17 protein-coding genes and 1 pseudogene are annotated in these 17,672 nt (G+C 64.5%); 15 read left to right on the top strand and 3 right to left on the bottom strand.

Going from position 1 to position 17,672, the window contains the following annotated elements:
* Positions 1 to 55 precede the first annotated feature (55 nt).
* The 8 genes and pseudogenes from J2X11_RS14460 to J2X11_RS10000 all read left to right on the top strand — a co-directional run.
* Positions 56 to 784: pseudogene (locus tag J2X11_RS14460) on the top strand (ABC transporter transmembrane domain-containing protein); the annotation flags it as partial.
* A 150-nt stretch (positions 785 to 934) separates the two neighbouring features.
* Positions 935 to 1,723: an ABC transporter ATP-binding protein gene (locus J2X11_RS14455; RefSeq protein WP_396127876.1), complete on the top strand. Its 789-nt coding sequence runs from the start codon at positions 935 to 937 to the stop codon at positions 1,721 to 1,723.
* Entirely contained in the window at positions 1,720 to 3,543 is a 1,824-nt protein-coding gene (locus J2X11_RS10025; RefSeq protein WP_309970210.1) for an ABC transporter ATP-binding protein, read from the top strand. Before J2X11_RS14455 ends, J2X11_RS10025 begins: the two co-directional genes overlap by 4 nt.
* A gap of 13 nt (positions 3,544 to 3,556) precedes the next feature.
* Positions 3,557 to 3,895, top strand: coding sequence for a phosphoribosyl-AMP cyclohydrolase (hisI, locus tag J2X11_RS10020; protein ID WP_309970209.1), 339 nt, complete (start codon positions 3,557 to 3,559; stop codon positions 3,893 to 3,895).
* The gene (locus J2X11_RS10015) at positions 3,892 to 4,470 is read left to right on the top strand and encodes a Trp biosynthesis-associated membrane protein (RefSeq protein WP_309970208.1); all 579 of its coding nucleotides are present in this window, start codon (positions 3,892 to 3,894) and stop codon (positions 4,468 to 4,470) included. Before hisI ends, J2X11_RS10015 begins: the two co-directional genes overlap by 4 nt.
* A 33-nt stretch (positions 4,471 to 4,503) precedes the next feature.
* Complete coding sequence (locus tag J2X11_RS10010; protein WP_309970207.1) at positions 4,504 to 4,704, top strand: HGxxPAAW family protein; 201 nt, start codon at positions 4,504 to 4,506, stop codon at positions 4,702 to 4,704.
* Positions 4,705 to 4,745: 41 nt separating this feature from the next.
* Positions 4,746 to 5,372: an RDD family protein gene (locus J2X11_RS10005; RefSeq protein WP_309970206.1), complete on the top strand. Its 627-nt coding sequence runs from the start codon at positions 4,746 to 4,748 to the stop codon at positions 5,370 to 5,372.
* 8 nt (positions 5,373 to 5,380) lie between these two features.
* Complete coding sequence (locus J2X11_RS10000) at positions 5,381 to 5,791, top strand: DUF2752 domain-containing protein (protein WP_309970205.1); 411 nt, start codon at positions 5,381 to 5,383, stop codon at positions 5,789 to 5,791.
* On the opposite strand, the gene J2X11_RS09995 is transcribed toward J2X11_RS10000, so the two are convergent.
* The 3 genes from J2X11_RS09995 to J2X11_RS09985 form a co-directional block, all read right to left on the bottom strand.
* A complete protein-coding gene (locus J2X11_RS09995) occupies positions 5,788 to 6,081 on the bottom strand; it encodes a DUF4190 domain-containing protein (protein ID WP_309970204.1) in 294 nt (97 codons plus the stop codon). The genes J2X11_RS10000 and J2X11_RS09995 overlap by 4 nt on opposite strands.
* Positions 6,082 to 6,178: 97 nt before the next feature.
* On the bottom strand, positions 6,179 to 6,565 hold the full coding sequence (locus J2X11_RS09990; protein WP_309970203.1) for a DUF4190 domain-containing protein: 387 nt from the start codon (positions 6,563 to 6,565) through the stop codon (positions 6,179 to 6,181).
* 48 nt (positions 6,566 to 6,613) lie between these two features.
* On the bottom strand, positions 6,614 to 6,988 hold the full coding sequence (locus J2X11_RS09985) for a DUF4190 domain-containing protein (RefSeq protein WP_309970202.1): 375 nt from the start codon (positions 6,986 to 6,988) through the stop codon (positions 6,614 to 6,616).
* A 105-nt stretch (positions 6,989 to 7,093) separates the two neighbouring features.
* Between J2X11_RS09985 and trpC the strand changes: the two genes are divergently transcribed.
* From trpC to J2X11_RS09950, 7 genes are all read left to right on the top strand, one after another.
* The gene (trpC, locus tag J2X11_RS09980; RefSeq protein ID WP_309970201.1) at positions 7,094 to 7,900 is read left to right on the top strand and encodes an indole-3-glycerol phosphate synthase TrpC; all 807 of its coding nucleotides are present in this window, start codon (positions 7,094 to 7,096) and stop codon (positions 7,898 to 7,900) included.
* A gap of 52 nt (positions 7,901 to 7,952) precedes the next feature.
* The gene (gene trpB / locus J2X11_RS09975; RefSeq protein ID WP_309970200.1) at positions 7,953 to 9,146 is read left to right on the top strand and encodes a tryptophan synthase subunit beta; all 1,194 of its coding nucleotides are present in this window, start codon (positions 7,953 to 7,955) and stop codon (positions 9,144 to 9,146) included.
* Complete coding sequence (gene trpA / locus J2X11_RS09970; protein ID WP_309970199.1) at positions 9,143 to 9,940, top strand: tryptophan synthase subunit alpha; 798 nt, start codon at positions 9,143 to 9,145, stop codon at positions 9,938 to 9,940. The genes trpB and trpA overlap by 4 nt, the downstream gene beginning before the upstream one ends.
* 2 nt (positions 9,941 to 9,942) lie before the next feature.
* Entirely contained in the window at positions 9,943 to 10,785 is an 843-nt protein-coding gene (gene lgt / locus J2X11_RS09965; RefSeq protein WP_309970198.1) for a prolipoprotein diacylglyceryl transferase, read from the top strand.
* A gap of 52 nt (positions 10,786 to 10,837) precedes the next feature.
* Positions 10,838 to 11,563: a VIT1/CCC1 transporter family protein gene (locus tag J2X11_RS09960; protein ID WP_309970197.1), complete on the top strand. Its 726-nt coding sequence runs from the start codon at positions 10,838 to 10,840 to the stop codon at positions 11,561 to 11,563.
* Positions 11,564 to 11,653: 90 nt separating this feature from the next.
* The gene (gltB, locus tag J2X11_RS09955) at positions 11,654 to 16,192 is read left to right on the top strand and encodes a glutamate synthase large subunit (protein WP_309970196.1); all 4,539 of its coding nucleotides are present in this window, start codon (positions 11,654 to 11,656) and stop codon (positions 16,190 to 16,192) included.
* Positions 16,185 to 17,648: a glutamate synthase subunit beta gene (locus J2X11_RS09950; protein ID WP_309970195.1), complete on the top strand. Its 1,464-nt coding sequence runs from the start codon at positions 16,185 to 16,187 to the stop codon at positions 17,646 to 17,648. Before gltB ends, J2X11_RS09950 begins: the two co-directional genes overlap by 8 nt.
* Positions 17,649 to 17,672: the final 24 nt, after the last annotated feature.

Below are 17,672 nucleotides of genomic sequence, written 5' to 3'. Positions count from 1 at the left end.
TGACGAGAAGTTCCTGTTCTCGATCTCGGTGATCGGATCGTTGGTCTTCGGCGCTATGACCGTGGCCGACGCCTGGGTGCTCGGATGGGCGACGGACCACGTCATTCGCCCATCGTTTGCGCGTGGAGACGTTGCCGAGGGCGCGCTCTTCGCGGCGATCGCACTGTTCATGGCGGTAGCCATCCTGCGTGCGCTCGGCGTGATCGGTCGACGCTTGATCGGCGGCATCGTCTACTACCGACTCGTTGCCACCTACCGCCGCAAGGTCACCCGCAAATACCTCGCGCTGCCCATGTCGTGGCACCACCGCCATCCCACGGGGCAGCTGCTCTCCAACGCCAACGCCGACGTCGAAGCAGCCTGGGCGGTGTTCATGCCATTGCCGATGGCGATCGGCGTCATCGCGATGCTGGTTGCCGCGATTGTCGCGATGCTCGCTGCCGATGTCGTTCTGACGCTCGTCGGTCTGGTCGTGTTCCCGGCGTTGTTCTTGATCAACGTCTACTACCAACGCTGGCTGTCGCCCAAGGTCGCGCACGCGCAGTCGCTGCGCGGAGCCGTCAGCGCTGTGGCGCATGAGTCTTTTGACGGCGCGATGGTCGTGAAGTCGCTGGGCCGTGAGTCCGATGAGACTGAGCGATTCAAGCGCGTCACCGAAGAACTGCGCGACGCCAACATCGAGGCTGGCCGCATTCGCAGCATGTTCGATCCATTGCTTGAGGCGCTGCCTAGTTTCGGGATTCTGCTGGTCATCGTTCTCGGTGTTGGGCGCGTCGCCAGCGGCGCTGCCGATCCGGGTGACGTTGTCTCGGTGGCCTACCTGTTCACGGTCGTGGCGTTCCCCGTACGTGCCATCGGCTGGGTACTGGGTGAGCTTCCGCGCAGTGTGGTCGGCTGGAATCGCGTCGAGTCAGTACTCGACGAGCGCGGCTCAATGTCGTACGGCGACGACTCGCTTCCTGGCTCAGGTCCGGTTGCACTCGACGTACAGAGCGTGTCCTTCCAGTTCGCGGATACCGATCGTGACGTGCTCAAGGGGATCGATCTCGAAGTCGAACCCGGCAAGGTTGTCGCTGTGGTTGGCGCCACCGGCAGCGGCAAGAGCACGCTGACCTCACTTCTGACGCGGCTCGTCGATCCCAACGCCGGCACGATCTCGGTCGACGGTGTCGACATCCGTGAGCTCACGCACGACGAGCTGGCCCGCGCGATCGCAGTCGTCCCGCAGGGCACCTTCCTGTTCGACGACAGCGTTCGAGCCAACGTCACGCTGGGCGGTGACTACACCGACGAGGACGTATGGGCCGCACTGCGGACCGTGCAGGCCGATCGATTCGTCTCGGCGCTACCGCGGGGCCTGGACAGCGAGCTGGGGGAGCGCGGCACGACCTTGTCGGGCGGCCAACGCCAGCGCCTGTCGCTGGCCCGCGCGCTCGTCCGCAATCCGCGACTTCTGGTGATGGACGATGCGACCAGCGCAGTTGACCCCGAGGTCGAGCAGCGCATCCTCAAGGCACTCGCGGTGCACACGTCAGATGCCGACGGTCCCACCGTGCTCGTGGTGGCCTACCGCAAGGCGACTATCGCATTGGCCGATGAGGTCGTGTTCCTCGACGACGGTGTCATCGCGGAGCGAGGCAGTCACGACGAGCTGATCGCGCGTTCGGCCGACTACCGCAACCTCGTCAACGCCTACGACCAGGCGAGGGAGGCACTGTCATGAGCGAAATCACCGCTGAGGCAGATCGCCTGACCGGTATGGCGATTGTCCGTCGCGGGCTCTCCCTGTCACCGGCGATCAAGGACGGACTTGGCCTGACGTTGGTGCTCGCGATGCTGAGTACGATCGGCGGCTCGGTCGTCCCGATCCTGATCCAGGTCACTGTCGACTCTGGCTTAGGTGATGGTGGCGAGACACGGTTGAGCGACGTCGCCTGGTACCTCGCTGGTGCCGCGCTTTTGATCGTCGTGACGGGTCTGATCGCCTACTGGATGCGCGTACGCCTGTTCGTCGCGAGCGAAACTGGACTGGCACAGATGCGCGTCGACGCGTTCCGCCACGTTCACGACCTGTCGATGCTGACGCAGAATGCTGAACGTCGCGGAGTCCTCGTATCGCGGGTGACCTCCGACATCGACCAGATCTCACAGTTCTTGCAGTTCACCGGAATCATGCTGGTCGTCAGCGTCGGTCAGATCATCGTCGCGACCGCGATCATGGCCTATTACTCGTGGCAGCTCACCGTCGTGGTGCTCGTGACGTTCCTGCCGCTGTTCATCAGTCTCAAGTGGTTCGCCGATCGGTTGAGCCGTGCATACGACATCGTTCGCCGGACGGTCGGCGAGATGCTGGCCGTCATCGCCGAGCCCGTCGTTGGTGCATCAGTGGTTCGTGCCTACGCGATCGAACGCCGTACGCAGGAGCGCGTTGATGCCGGCATCAAAGGCAACCTCGACGCCAACGTCAAAGCTCAGCGCCTCGTTGCCGTCACCTTCGCCTCCGCAGGTCTTGCTGGCGGACTCGCCAACGCTGGAGTCATCGCCTTCGGCGTGATCCTCGGCGTACGCGGCGACCTGTCAATCGGCACCGTGATCGCGTTCGCATTCCTCGTGGGTTTGCTCGTCGGACCGGTGCAGATGGCAACACAGGTGTTGACCGACGCGCAGAACGCCATCGCGTCCTGGCGTCGTGTCATCGAGCTGCTCGACACGCCCGCAGACGTCGTCGATCCGGGCAACACCGGCGTCTCGCTTCCCGGCGGCACGCTGGGAGCTCACTTCGACACGGTGACGTTTGCCTACCCGGATGGTCCCGACGTACTCAAGGGCATCGAAGTCACCATCGAGCCCGAGCAGCGCGTGGCCATTGTCGGTGAGACCGGATCGGGCAAGACGACGTTTGCCAAGTTGCTCACGAGGCTGATGGATCCGACGACAGGTTCCGTCAGACTCGGCACTCCGTCAGGGGAGTGGCAGGACATCAGCACGGTCTCTTTTGAGGAACTGCGCAAACACATCCTGATGGTGCCGCAGGAAGGGTTCCTGTTCGACGCCACGCTTCGCGCCAATCTCCTCTACGGCAAGCAGGACGCCACGGACGCCGAGCTCAGTGACGTCATCAATGACCTGGGTCTCGCCGATTGGTACGCGACCCTGCCGCGCGGGCTCGACAGCGAGGTCGGTCAGCGAGGCGAGTCGTTGTCCGCTGGCGAACGCCAGCTCGTCGCGCTCGTACGTTCGGCCTTGGCCAATCCCGATTTCATCGTGCTCGACGAAGCGACGAGCGCGGTCGATCCGCAGACCGAGCTCCGCGCGACCCGCGCCCTCGACCGACTGCTCGAAGGTCGTACCAGCGTGACCATCGCCCACCGACTCTCGACGGCAGAGAACGCCGATCGGGTCCTGGTGTTCGACGCCGGCCAGCTGGTCGAGGACGGTACCCATGCTCAGCTCGTCACGGCGGGCGGCGTCTACGAACGCCTTCACGCGAGCTGGATCGCGCAGGCATCACTTGCCTCGCACACCGCTGTCGAGCCCGCCTGACAGACTGGACACCGTGAGCTCCCTTGATCCAGCCATCGCTTCGCGCCTCAAGCGCGATGCAGATGGCCTTGTGCCCGCAGTCGTCCAGGATGCCGAGAGCCATGACGTGCTCATGGTCGGCTGGATGGATGATGAGGCACTGCATCGCACCCTGACAACGGGGCGCGGCACCTTCTGGAGCCGCAGCCGACAGGACTACTGGGTCAAGGGCGAGACGTCAGGCAATACCCAGGCAGTTCGCGAGGTGCGCCTCGACTGTGACGGCGACACGCTTCTCGTGATCGTCGATCAGACCGGCCCTGCCTGTCACACGGGAGACCGCACCTGTTTCGACGCGGACCAGTTGTTGTGACTCCGCGACGCCTCTACGCACCGGTCGTGCTCGGCACGCTGGCTGCCGGGGGACTGGCGTTCTGGGCGCTCGGCCGCACCTGGGCCGACTCAAAGGTTGTGGCCGAAGGACTGACGACCGACAAAGTCTCGGCGACTGGCTCGGACGCGCACCCTCTCGCCTCAGCATTGGCCTTGGTCATCATCGCTTCAGCGCTGGCGATCTTGGCGGCGTCGAAGCGCATACGCCGCGTGGTCGGCATCTTCACCGTGCTCGTGGCCCTCGTGGGGATCGCGATCATTGTCATGGGCGGTGATGCGTTGGACGACACGCTGACTGCTGCGGTCGAGAAGTCGCCGGCCTTCACGGGTGACAACCACCCCGACACGGTCCGTGAGGCGGCGTGGTCGCTCCTTGCCATAGCGGCATTCGTTCTGGCCGCGATTCTCGGTGCCATCACGGCACGCTTGGCCCCGCTCTGGCCGACGATGAGTAGCCGCTACGACGCGCCTCCCGTACGCCCGAGCGCCCAGCAAACTCAGGATGACCACGACATGTGGAAGGCATTGGATGAGGGTCGGGATCCGACCCAGTAGTCTGAGCCAAGTTCACGACTCACGAGGAGAATCATGCACGGATCATCGCCCGCCGCCTGGACCGCAGTTCTGTTGTGTCTTGTCGGCATCACCATCGGCGGAGTCGCGTTGGTCCCCGATCCCAACTGGGTCCTGTTCACGATCGGTTGCGCCATTACATTGCTGTCCGGCCTCGTGGGCAAGGCAATGGCAGCTGCTGGCTACGGAGTAGACCGCGCGGCCGAACACCACTGACTCCTGCACGATTCGTCATCCGAAGCGAGAAGGGCGAGATCATGACCCAGCCACCGGAGTACCCCGCTTACCCAGGTCCTGAGCAGCCGACGGTTCCTCCTCCGGCTGGAGGTCAAGTTCCTCCGCCCCCTGGCTATCAGCCCCCTCCGCCTCCGGGCTATCAGCCGCCCCCGCAGCAGACGTACGGTGTCACGCCGCAGGCTTCCCCGTGGGGTGAGTACGCCGGCTGGTGGTCACGCGTGGGTGCGAGCATCCTGGACGGGCTCATCGGCATGGTCATCGGCATCGTGCCGATCGCCATCGGAACCATCTTGGCGTTCAAGGACGTTGAGACCGATCCATTGACTGACGAGATCACCGGAGGCGTGGACCCACTGGGCATCGTGATCCTGGGTCTCGGCATCCTGGCCGTACTCGCGTTCGGCCTCTGGAACACCGTGTTCCGACAGGGCCGCAAGGGCCAGACCGTCGGCAAGTCGATGCTCGGAATCCAGGTCGTGAAGGCCGACACCGGGCAGTTCCTCGGTGCTGGCATGGCATTCCTGCGCTGGATCCTCAGCTCGATTCTTGGCCAGGCCTGCTTCCTCAACTACCTGTGGCCGCTCTGGGACAAGAAGCACCAGACGTGGCACGACATGATCGTCAGCTCGGTCGTCGTCAAGAAGTGAGTTCCTCGATGGCCTCGGTCACGCGGCGCGCGTCGCTGCGTGATCCGGCCATCGCTGGCGCTGTCGGGCTTGGCGCGTTCACGCTGCTGCATTTCCACGACCCGCACGGCTCAGGTTCGTACGGCTTCTGCCCGTTCCTCGAGCTGACCGGTCGCCCCTGCCCGGGCTGTGGTGGCTTGCGTGCCATCAACAACCTCACCCGCGGGGATTTCGTCGGTGCTGTCAGCAGCAACGTAATGGCCGTAGCGCTCGTTGGAGTGCTGGCTGTGGCTTGGGTGCTCTGGGTCGTTAGACGACTGCGCGGCCGCGACGGTCCGATGATCGTCCTGTCGACGCGGATCGGGATCGTCGTGCTCGCTGCGTTCGTGGTGTTCGGAGTCGTGCGCAATTTGCCGTTCGGCTCCTGGCTCATGCCTTAGGGCAGAACCAGCGTCAGCACCAGGAGGAAGAGCGTGGTGGCTCCAGCAGTGAGCCCCGCGATCGCAACAGTGTCGCCTCGTTCGGAACCACGGGACAGTTTGATCTCGCGACGACCGTGCACGCCGGTCGTGACGGCGGGGACACCCAGGGCAAATGCACCAAACGGGAACACCCACAGCACTAGAAACGCTCCGAAGCCGCAGATCACGCTGTAGATCGCCTTGCGGTTGACCGGACGGCGATCACCGCCAGCTGGTGGATCCGACGACGGCACAGGTTCAGACGTCACGGAACTACCGACTGCCCACGCAACACCTCGTACGCGTTGTGACCCGAGGACGTCATGCCGCGAGCATAGTGATCGGTTTGAAACCCGGAGATTCGCGTCAGCTGTACGAGAAGTTTCCCGTAGCGAACAAGATGACGCTGATGACACCGAAGACAATCGCAATGATGCCGAGGATGACGCCGGCCTTGGCCATGCCCTCGCCAGTCTGCGTGCCGCCGGACGCCGCGATCTCCTGCTTCGCCTGGTTGCCCAGGATCAATGCGGGGATACCGGCGAGGAAGCCGCAGCAGACGATGCCGACGATTCCGAGGATCATCGACCAGAGTGCCTTCTTGTTCTGCTGGGGAATTCCTCCGTACCCACCGGGAGCCGGTGCGCCAGGCGGCGGAGGCGGCGGGGTGTATGAGCCTTCGGGCGGCGGTGGGACCGATCCGTAGCTGGGCAGGCCGCTCGTGGTCTGGTTCTGGTCATCGTTGGTCGTCATGACGCGAGCATAGTGATTCGTGGCCGATCCGAAACCCTGCTGTGATGGTCAGCCGACGGTGATGTTCCCGGTGATCGAGCCGTCGATGGCGAAGACGATGATCATGGCGATCGCGGCCAGGGCGGCGATCGCGCCGGTCACGATGCCGGCTGTTGCCATGCCGGAGCCGGTCTGGATTCCGTTCGATGCCTGGATCTCGCTGCGCCCGATGATGCCCAGAACGATTGCAGGAATGCCGAGGAAGCCTCCGATGGTGCAGCACAGGCCGAGGAGGCCGACGATACCCAGAACTAGCGACCACGACGCCTTCTTGTTCTGCATGAACACGGCGTCGGACGCGGAGGGCGTACCGGGAGTCCGCGGCGGAACCGATCCGTAGTCGGGAAGCTCGCCAGGAGTCGGCTGGTCGTCGCTTGTGGTCATGCGCAAAGAGTAGTGATCATGTGTGTGTGGGAACCCCGAACTGGCATGCCGATCCAGCGGGTCTACTCTTGAAATGCGAACGCCAACGGTCGAAGGGGAGGTTCCATGTCGGTGCTCGATGACATCCTCGCCGGCGCGGCTGAGGACCTCCAGCAACGCATGGAGCAGACGTCGCTCGACGATCTCAAGCAGCAAGCCTCGCGCCAGCACCCTGCACTCGACCCCATGCCGGCTTTCCGTGCCGATGGCGTGTCAGTCATCGCCGAGGTCAAACGGTCGAGCCCGAGCAAGGGGCCACTCGCCACGATCAAGGATCCAGCAGCACTCGCGGCCGACTATGCCGCCGGTGGAGCAGCCGCAATCAGCGTGCTCACGGAGCAGCGCCGATTTGGTGGGACGCTCGACGATCTGCGTGCCGTACGCGGGACTGTTGACATCCCAGTGCTCCGCAAAGACTTCATCACGACCTCCTACCAGCTCTGGGAAGCCCGGGCAGCGGGTGCAGACATGGCTCTGCTCATCGTCGCCGCGCTGGAGCAGACGGTTCTGGAAAGCTTGATCGAACGCGCCACCTCGATTGGACTGACGCCGCTCGTGGAGGTCCACGACGAAGAAGAGGTCGATCGCGCAGTCGATGCCGGAGCCACACTGATCGGCGTCAACGCTCGCAACCTCAAGACTCTCGAGATCGACATGCGTACGTTCGAGCGCCTCTCGCCCCGACTTCCCGACACTGTGGTCAAGGTTGCCGAGTCCGGCGTACGCGGTCCGCATGACGTCATCGAGTACGCCAAATGGGGTGCTCATGTCGTGCTGGTCGGCGAAACGCTCGTCCGTGATGACGACCCGCGTGCCAGCGTTGCCGACCTCGTGGCCGCAGGTGCGCACCCCGCCTTGCAGCACCGTTGGTAAGGGTCAGACGCCTTACCCGACCCCACGGCCCCTGCTCCCTGAAAGCACACCCATGACCTACAACCAGCCTGACGCAACGGGACACTTCGGTACATTCGGCGGCCGCTTCATGCCTGAAGCGCTGATCGCACCGCTCGACGAGCTGTCCGAAGCCTGGATCGATGCCAAGGCCGATCCGGTGTTCATGACCGAGCTCAATCGCATGATGCGCGAATACGCCAATGTGCCGAGCCCGCTCTATGAAGCACACCGGTTCTCCGAGGCAGCCGGCGCACGCATCCTGCTCAAGCGCGAGGACCTCAACCACACCGGCGCCCACAAGATCCGAAACGTTCTCGGCCAAGCTCTGCTCGCCAAGCGCATCGGCAAGCCGCGTGCCATCGCCGAGACCGGGGCCGGCCAGCACGGCGTCGCCTCTGCGACCGCGTGTGCGTACCTCGACCTCGAATGCACCGTCTACATGGGCGAGGTTGACACCGAGCGTCAGGCGCTCAATGTTGCGCGTATGCAGATGCTGGGCGCCGAAGTCGTATCTGTGACGAGCGGCAGCCGTACGTTGAAGGACGCCATCAACGAGGCGCTGCGCGATTGGGTTGCCAGCGTCGACACGACGTCCTACCTGTTCGGCACCGCAGCCGGGCCTCACCCATTCCCGAGCATGGTTCGCGATCTAACCCGAGGAATCGGCGACGAGGCGCGAGCCCAGGTGCTGGCGCTGACCGGCAAGCTCCCAGACGCTGCCGTCGCCTGTGTGGGTGGCGGGTCCAACGCGATCGGCCTGTTCACTGCGTTCGTCGACGACGAGGATGTCAGGCTTGTCGGTGTCGAAGCCGGCGGAGACGGAGTTGAGACCGGTAGGCACGCAGCGACCATCACCGGAGGCGATGTCGGTGTGCTGCACGGAGCCCGCTCATACCTCCTTCAGGACGAGGACGGCCAGACCATCGAGTCGCACTCGATCTCGGCAGGACTCGACTATCCAGGCGTCGGTCCCGAGCACTCCTACCTCGCCTCGATCGGTAGGGCCTCGTACCGGCCGGCCACTGACGCGGAGGCGATGTCGGCCTTCGACCTGCTCTGCAAGACCGAGGGCATCATCCCGGCGATCGAGTCGGCACACGCACTCGCTGGAGCGCTCGAGCTGGCCAAAGAGCTCGGGTCGGACTCGACGATTCTGGTCAACCTGTCCGGCCGCGGCGACAAGGACGCACACACCGCCGCCCAGTACTTCGGACTCCTCAAATGAGCGCGATCGCTGAGCTCTTCGAGCGCACACGTGCCGAGAACCGTGCTGCTCTCGTCGGCTATCTGCCTGCGGGATTCCCGAACAAGTCAGCGTCGATCGCGGCCATCGAGGCCATGGTCGAAGGTGGCGTCGACCTCGTTGAGGTCGGGCTGCCGTACAGCGACCCCGTCATGGACGGTCCAGTCATTCAGGCCGCCGCCGATCAGGCACTGACCGCCGGTACGCGACCCGCGGACGTGCTCGACGTGGTCCGCGCGAGCGCCGCCACCGGCGCACCAACCGTGATCATGACCTACTGGAACCCGGTCGAGCGCTATGGCGTGGACCGGTTTGCGGCTGATCTGGCCGCTGCTGGAGGGTCAGGCCTCATCACGCCTGACCTGACGCCCGACGAAGCTGGCGAGTGGATCGACGCCTCGACCAAGCACGGGCTCGACCGCATCTTCCTTGTCGCACCATCGTCGACTGACGCGCGGCTTGCCATGACGGCGGATGCGGCGAGCGGTTTCATCTATGCCGCAGCTGTCATGGGCGTCACCGGCGCACGCGAGCAGACCAGCACTCTGGGACCCGAACTCGTCGCGCGTACCCGCAAGGTGACCGACAAGCCGATCGGTGTCGGCATCGGTGTTAGCAACGGAGCGCAGGCGCACGATGTCGCCGAGTTCGCTGACGCCGTGATAGTTGGGTCCGCCCTCGTACGCTGCCTGTTGGATGCGCCAGACGAGGCCGCCGGACTCGACGCGATCCGCACACTTGCTCGCGACCTTCGCGCAGGTGTCGAGAGGAACTGAACGTGCACAGCATCGCGACCTTCATCCCGAGCCCGTCCAATGGCGTCTGGCACCTCGGCCCGCTTCCGCTGCGGGCGTACGCGCTCGGGATCATCATCGGCGCGATGATGGCGATCTGGATTGGTGAGCGACGGTTCACAGCCCGTGGTGGCCGAGAAGGTCTGATCAGCGATGTCGCGATCTGGGCGATTCCGTTCGGCATCGTCGGCGCCCGGATCTATCACGTCATCACCGACCCGGAGCTGTACTTCGGCGACGGTCGCAACGTCATCGACGCGGTCAAGATCTGGCAGGGCGGACTCGGCATCTGGGGTGCAATCGCCGGTGGCGCCGTGGGCGCCCTCATCGCCTGCCGTCGCTACGGAGTCTCATTCTCGTCCGTGGCAGGCGCCCTTGCTCCCGGGCTGCTCGTGGCGCAGGCAATTGGCCGCATTGGCAACTACTTCAACCAAGAGCTCTTCGGGAAGCCGACCACCAAGCCGTGGGGACTCGAAATCGATGCGATCAACCGTCCCGATGGCTACGCACAGTTCGCGACTTTCCACCCGACGTTCCTGTACGAACTGCTCTGGAACCTTGCCGCTGCTGCACTTCTCATTGCGATCGATCGCAAGTTCAAGCTGACCGGTGATCGGGCATTCGCGCTCTACGTGATGCTCTACACCGCTGGACGATTCTGGATCGAGCAGCTGCGCATCGATCCGGTGAACGACCTCGGTCCGTTCCGCCTCAACGTGTGGACGTCGATCGTCTTGTTCGTGCTCGCGACCGCGTACTTTGTGGCCACTCGCAACCGAACGCGCGTTGACGAACCAGCGACGCCGGAGCCCGCTGAATCGGAGTAGGCCAGCCTGACCTTCGGTGACGGGGGAGGCCCGCGCGTCGTACGGTCGCTCCATGTCTGAGACTGCACTGCCCGACCCGGATGAAATCGACCACGAGCACCCTGACGTCACGGGTGGCTGGCTTCGGCCAGCCGTTTTTGGGGCAATGGATGGATTGGTCTCGAACTTCGCGTTGATCATGGGCGTTGTCGGCGGGTCGAACGCCGATGACACCAAGCCGATCGTGCTGGCGGGCCTGGCTGGTCTTGCGGCTGGCTCGTTCTCCATGGCAGCGGGGGAGTACACCTCGGTGGCCAGCCAGTCGGAGTTCGCATTGGCCCAGGTCGAGATCGAGCGCGACGAGATCCTGGCAAACAAGCGAGGCGAGACGGCCGAGCTGGCTGCCATGTTCGTGGAGAAGGGTGTCGACGAAGAGACCGCACGCGACATGGCTGCCCAGATCCACGAAGATCCCGAGAAAGCTGTACGCGTCCATGCCCGCGAAGAGTTCGGCGTCGACGTCGACGATCTGGCCTCCCCGATGCTCGCGGCCGTGTCCTCCTTCCTCGCGTTCGCTTTCGGCGCGATGATCCCGTTGCTGCCGTACCTGCTCGGCGTCGAGTCGCCGTGGCTGGCGATCGCCCTGTCATTGGTGGGTCTTTTTGCCTGCGGTGCCGTGGTGACACGACTGACCGCTCGCTCATGGATGTTCGGCGGCGTACGACAACTTCTGCTGGGTGGTACCGCGGCGGGACTCACGTACCTCGTCGGCGAGGCGGTCGGTCGCAGTCTCGCGTAGCCGAGATGTGTAAACTGATGATGCTGTCCGAGGCCAACGTCGTCCCCGGTGTGTTAGTTCCATCTGTGATGACGTGAGAAGGGCCCAAGCATGAGCTTCAAGAGTTTTTCTGTCACGCCCCCCGCGCAAGGTCTGTACGACCCGAGCAATGAGCACGACGCCTGTGGCGTTGCCTTCGTCGCGACGCTGACCGGTGTCGCGAGCAACGACATCGTCGTCAAGGGTCTGACGGCGCTGCGCAACCTTGATCACCGCGGAGCAGTAGGCGGCGAGCCCGACTCGGGCGACGGCGCCGGCATTCTGATCCAGGTCCCCGACAAGTTCTTGCGCGCCGTCGGTGGAGTCGAGCTGCCCGAGCTGGGCTCGTACGCAGCCGGTATGGCGTTCCTGCCGCTTGACGAGAAGGCTGCCGCTGCGGCGAAGCTCCGTATCGAGGCAATCGCTGTCGAAGAGGGCCTGACAGTCCTGGGCTGGCGCGAAGTGCCGGTCAACCCCGACATCCTGGGCAACATGGCGCGCGGTGCGATGCCGTCGTTCCAGCTGATGTTTGTGGAGGGCAAGAAGCTCTCGGGCCTTGAGCTCGACCGTGTCGCGTTCTGCCTGCGCAAGCGTGCCGAGCATGAGCTCGACGTCTACTTCCCGTCGCTGTCGAGCCGCACGCTGATCTACAAGGGCATGCTCACGACCGAGCAGCTGGAGAACTTCTTCCCCGACCTCAGCGACGAACGTATGGAGTCGGCACTGGCGATCGTCCACAGCCGCTTCTCGACCAACACGTTCCCGAGCTGGCCGCTGGCGCACCCGTTCCGATTCATCGCGCACAACGGTGAGATCAACACGGCGCGCGGCAACCGCAACTGGATGCGTGCACGTGAGGCGCTGCTCGAAAGTGACCTGATCCCGGGTGACTTGAGCCGTCTGTACCCCATCTGCGACCCCGATGGCAGCGACACGGCCTCGTTCGACGAGGTCCTTGAGCTGCTGCACCTTGGCGGCCGTTCGCTCCCGCACGCCGTGATGATGATGATCCCGGAGGCCTGGGAGAACAACACCGACATGGAAGAGGCGCGTCGCGCGTTCTACGAGTTCCACTCCTCAGTGATGGAGCCGTGGGACGGACCTGCCTGCGTGACCTTCAGCGACGGCAACCAGATCGGCGCCGTGCTCGACCGCAACGGCCTGCGTCCCGGTCGCTACTGGGTGACCGAGGACGGCCTCGTCGTGCTCGCTTCCGAAGCTGGCGTCCTCGACATCGACCAGAGCACGATCACCCGCAAGGGTCGTCTCGAGCCGGGCAAGATGTTCCTCCTCGACCTCAATGAGCACCGCATCATCGAGGACCACGAGATCAAGAACACCCTCGCCAGTGAGCACCCATATGACGAGTGGCTCTACAGCGGACTGGTCCGCTTCGAGGACCTGCCTGACCTCGAGCACATCGTTCACACTCACTCCTCGGTCACCCGACGCCAGCAGGTGTTCGGCTACACCGAAGAAGAACTCCGCCTCCTGATCGCGCCCATCGCGCGCTCCGGCGGCGAGGCGATCGGCTCCATGGGCACTGACACGCCCATTGCAGCAATTTCCGACCGACCGCGCCTGCTCTTCGACTACTTCTCGCAGCTGTTTGCGCAGGTCACCAACCCGCCGCTTGACGCAATCCGTGAAGAGGTCGTCACCTCTTTGGCCGGCACGATCGGTCCCGAGAGGAACCTCCTCGCGCCCGGTGCGGCGTCCTGTCGCATGCTTCAGCTGCCGTTCCCGGTGGTCGACAACGACGAGCTCGCCAAGATCCGGCACATGAACAAGGACGGCGACATGCCGGGCTTCTCCGTGCACGTCGTTCGCGGCCTGTACGACGTCCACGGCGGCGGAGCTGCGCTCAAGGCGCGTCTTGAGGAGATCTGTGCCGACGTGTCGGCCGCGATCGCCGAAGGTGCGCGCATCATCGTCCTCTCGGACCGTCACTCCAACTCGGACCTCGCTCCGATCCCGTCCCTGCTGCTCACGGGCGCGGTGCACCACCACATGGTGCGCGAGCGTTTGCGTACGCAGGCCGGTCTCATCGTTGAGTCCGGTGACGTACGCGAGGTGCACCACGTCGCTCTGCTCATCGGCTACGGCGCGACTGCGGTCAACCCTTACCTCGCGCTCGAGTCGGCAGAGGACCTCGCTCGCGAGCGGATCTTCGTCGAGGGCGTTGCACCTGCTCAGGCCGTACGCAACCTCGCGTACGGGCTCGGCAAGGGCGTGCTCAAGGTCATGAGCAAGATGGGCGTCTCGACCGTTGCGTCCTACACCGGCGCCCAGATCTTCGAGGCCGTCGGCCTGTCGCACGAGATCATCGGCGACTACTTCACCGGTACGTCGTCCAAGCTCGGCGGTGCCGGCCTCGACGTGATCGCCGACGAGGTGCGTTCGCGTCACATCAAGGCCTACCCGACCAGCGGCATCGCCGGTCCGCGTCGTCAGCTCGAGATCGGCGGCGAGTACCAGTGGCGCCGCGAAGGCCCCGAGCACCTGTTCGACCCCGAGACCGTGTTCCGTCTGCAGCACTCCACACGTACGGGCTCGTACGAGATCTTCAAGCAGTACACGTCTCGTGTCGACGACCAGTCCGAGCGACTGATGACACTGCGTGGACTGTTCGAGTTCAAGGCAGGGGAGCGTGCTCCGATCTCGATCGACGAGGTCGAGCCGGTTTCCGAGATCGTCAAGCGTTTCTCGACTGGTGCGATGTCGTACGGCTCCATCAGCCAGGAGGCTCACGAGACGCTCGCCGTTGCGATGAACCAGCTCGGTGGCAAGTCCAACACCGGTGAAGGTGGCGAAGACCCCGACCGTCTGTACGACCCGGCGCGTCGTTCGTCGATCAAGCAGGTCGCCTCGGGACGCTTCGGCGTGACGTCGGAGTACCTCACCAACTCCGACGACATCCAGATCAAGATGGCGCAGGGTGCCAAGCCCGGCGAGGGCGGCCAGCTGCCCGGACCCAAGGTCTACCCCTGGGTGGCCAAGACGCGTCACTCGACGCCTGGCGTGGGGCTGATCTCGCCGCCGCCGCACCACGACATCTACTCGATCGAGGACCTCAAGCAGCTCATCCACGACCTCAAGAACGCCAACCCTTCGGCACGCGTGCATGTGAAGCTCGTGTCCGAGGTCGGCGTCGGCACGGTCGCGGCAGGTGTGTCGAAGGCCCACGCCGACGTAGTGCTGATCTCCGGCCACGACGGCGGAACGGGCGCTTCGCCTCTGACGTCGCTCAAGCACGCCGGTGGACCCTGGGAGCTCGGCCTTGCTGAGACCCAGCAGACGCTGCTGCTCAACGGCCTGCGCGACCGGATCGTCGTTCAGTGCGACGGACAGCTCAAGACCGGTCGTGACGTCATGATCGCTGCGCTGCTCGGTGCCGAAGAGTTCGGCTTCGCCACGGCGCCGCTCGTGGTCAGCGGCTGCATCATGATGCGCGTCTGCCACCTCGACACGTGCCCGGTCGGCGTCGCCACCCAGAACAAGGCACTCCGCGAGAAGTACAGCGGCAAGGCCGAGTACATCGTCAACTTCTTCACGTACATCGCCGAAGAAGTACGCGAGCTGCTCGCGTCGCTGGGCTTCCGCTCGGTCGAAGAGGCGGTTGGCCACGCCGAGATGCTCGACATCCGCAAGGCAGTGGAGCACTGGAAGGCCGACGGTCTCGACCTGACTCCGATCCTGCACGTGCCCGAGCTGCCGGAAGGTGCGTCGCTGCACCGCACGACAGTTCAGGACCACGGTCTGGACCGCGCGCTCGACAACGAGCTGATCGCGCTGAGCGCTGACGCACTTGAGCGTGGCGAGCCCGTACGCGCACAGCTCGAGATCCGCAACGTCAACCGCACCGTCGGAACGATGCTCGGTCACGAGGTCACCAAGCGCTACAGGGGTGCAGGCCTGCCCGAGAACACGATCGACCTGACCTTCACCGGATCGGCCGGACAGTCGTTCGGCGCCTTCCTCCCGGCGGGCATCACGCTGCGCCTCGAAGGCGATGGCAACGACTACGTCGCCAAGGGTCTGTCCGGTGGCCGCATCATCGTGCGTCCGCCGCGCGACGTGCAGTTCACCGCTGAGGCTCAGATCGTGGCCGGCAATGTGATCGGCTTCGGCGCGACCAGCGGCGAGATATTCCTCCGCGGCAAGGTCGGCGAGCGCTTCTGCGTACGCAACTCCGGTGCCAGTGCCGTCGTTGAAGGCGTGGGTGACCACGCGTGCGAGTACATGACGGGTGGAACCGTCGTGATCCTCGGCCCGACCGGTCGCAACGTCGCTGCCGGTATGAGTGGAGGCGGCGCGTACGTGCTCGACCTCGACGAAACCGTGGTCAACACCGAAATGGTCGAGCTGCGCCCCGTCGAAGGTGACGCGGCTGCTGCGCTCAAGTCTCTCGTCGAGAAGCACTTTGAGGAGACCGGATCGGTTGTCGCTGAACAGCTGCTCAAGAAGTGGGAGCAGTCGCTCGAGCGATTCACAGAGATCATGCCGGTCAACTACCGACTCGTCCTTGAGGCACGCGCCGAGGCAGAGTCTGAGGGACTGTCCGACGAAGACACGACGACACGAATGATGGAGGTGGCTGCACGTGGCTGACCCACGCGGGTTCATCAAGACCCCCCGACAGCTGGCACCGCGGCGACCCGTTGAGGAGCGCATCAAAGACTGGAACGAGGTCTACCCGGGAGGTCCGGGCAAGGCGCTGCTTCCGATCATCAGCGAGCAGGCCGGTCGCTGTATGGACTGCGGCATCCCGTTCTGCCACAACGGCTGCCCGCTCGGCAACCTGATTCCCGAGTGGAACGACCTGGTGTGGCGCGAGGATTGGGACGAGGCTCTCGACCGGTTGCACGCGACCAACAACTTCCCGGAGTTCACCGGTCGACTGTGCCCCGCGCCGTGCGAGACCGCCTGTGTTGTGGCGATCAACCGCGACGCAGTCACGATCAAGAACGTCGAAGTCTCGATCATCGACAAGGCATGGGATGACCGCCAGGTCCGCCCTGAGCCGCCCGAGTGGCTGACTGGCAAAACGATCGCCGTCGTTGGTTCAGGTCCGGCGGGACTGGCTGCTGCGCAGCAGCTCACCCGCGCCGGCCACACTGTCGCGGTCTACGAGCGCGACGACAAGCCCGGCGGACTGCTGCGCTACGGCATCCCCGAGTTCAAGATGGAGAAGATCCAGGTCGATCGACGCATCGATCAGATGGAGCGCGAGGGGACGGTGTTCCGTACCGGCGTTCAGGTCGGCGACACGCTGACCGGCTCGCAGCTGCGTGACCGCTATGACGCCGTCGTGTTGGCGATCGGCGCGACCATTCGCCGCGATCTGCCCGTACCGGGTCGTGAATTCAATGGCATCCACCAGGCCATGGAGTTCCTGCCGCAGGCCAACCGGGTCGCACTCGGCGAAGCGGTCGAAGGACAGATCCTGGCCACTGGCAAGGACGTTGTGATCATCGGCGGTGGCGACACCGGAGCCGACTGCCTCGGTACATCCGTACGCCAGGGCGCCAAGTCGATCACTCAGCTCGAGATCCTGCCGAACCCGGGGGAGGAGCGGCCCGGCAATCAGCCCTGGCCCACGTACCCGATGATCTATCGCGTCTCGTCCGCACACGAGGAGGCTGGCGATCGCGTCTACTCGGTCTCGACCAAGGAATTCCTGGGCGAAGACGGCAACGTCAGCGGCCTGCGCCTGGCTGAGGTCGAGTTCATCGATGGCAAGCTCACCGAGGTCGAAGGCACCGAGAAGATCATCCCGGCACAGCTCGTGCTGTTCGCGATGGGATTCACCGGACCGGAGACCGAGGGACTCGTTGACCAGCTCGGCGTCAACATCGACGAGCGCGGCAACATCGTGCGCGACAACAACTACATGTCGAGCGTTGACGGTGTGTTCGTCGCGGGAGATGCGGGTCGCGGTCAGTCGCTGATCGTGTGGGCCATCGCGGAGGGCCGTTCGGCCGCTGCGGGAGTCGACGCGTACCTCTCAGGCTCCACCAGCCTGCCGTCACCGATACCTCCGACGGCGCGTCCGCTCACCGTCTGAGAATTTGTTGTTCCAAACCACTAA

The organism is Aeromicrobium panaciterrae (genome assembly GCF_031457275.1).
GTDB classification, from domain to species: domain Bacteria; phylum Actinomycetota; class Actinomycetes; order Propionibacteriales; family Nocardioidaceae; genus Aeromicrobium; species Aeromicrobium panaciterrae_A.
This window is presented reverse-complemented; position numbering and strand designations above follow the sequence as displayed.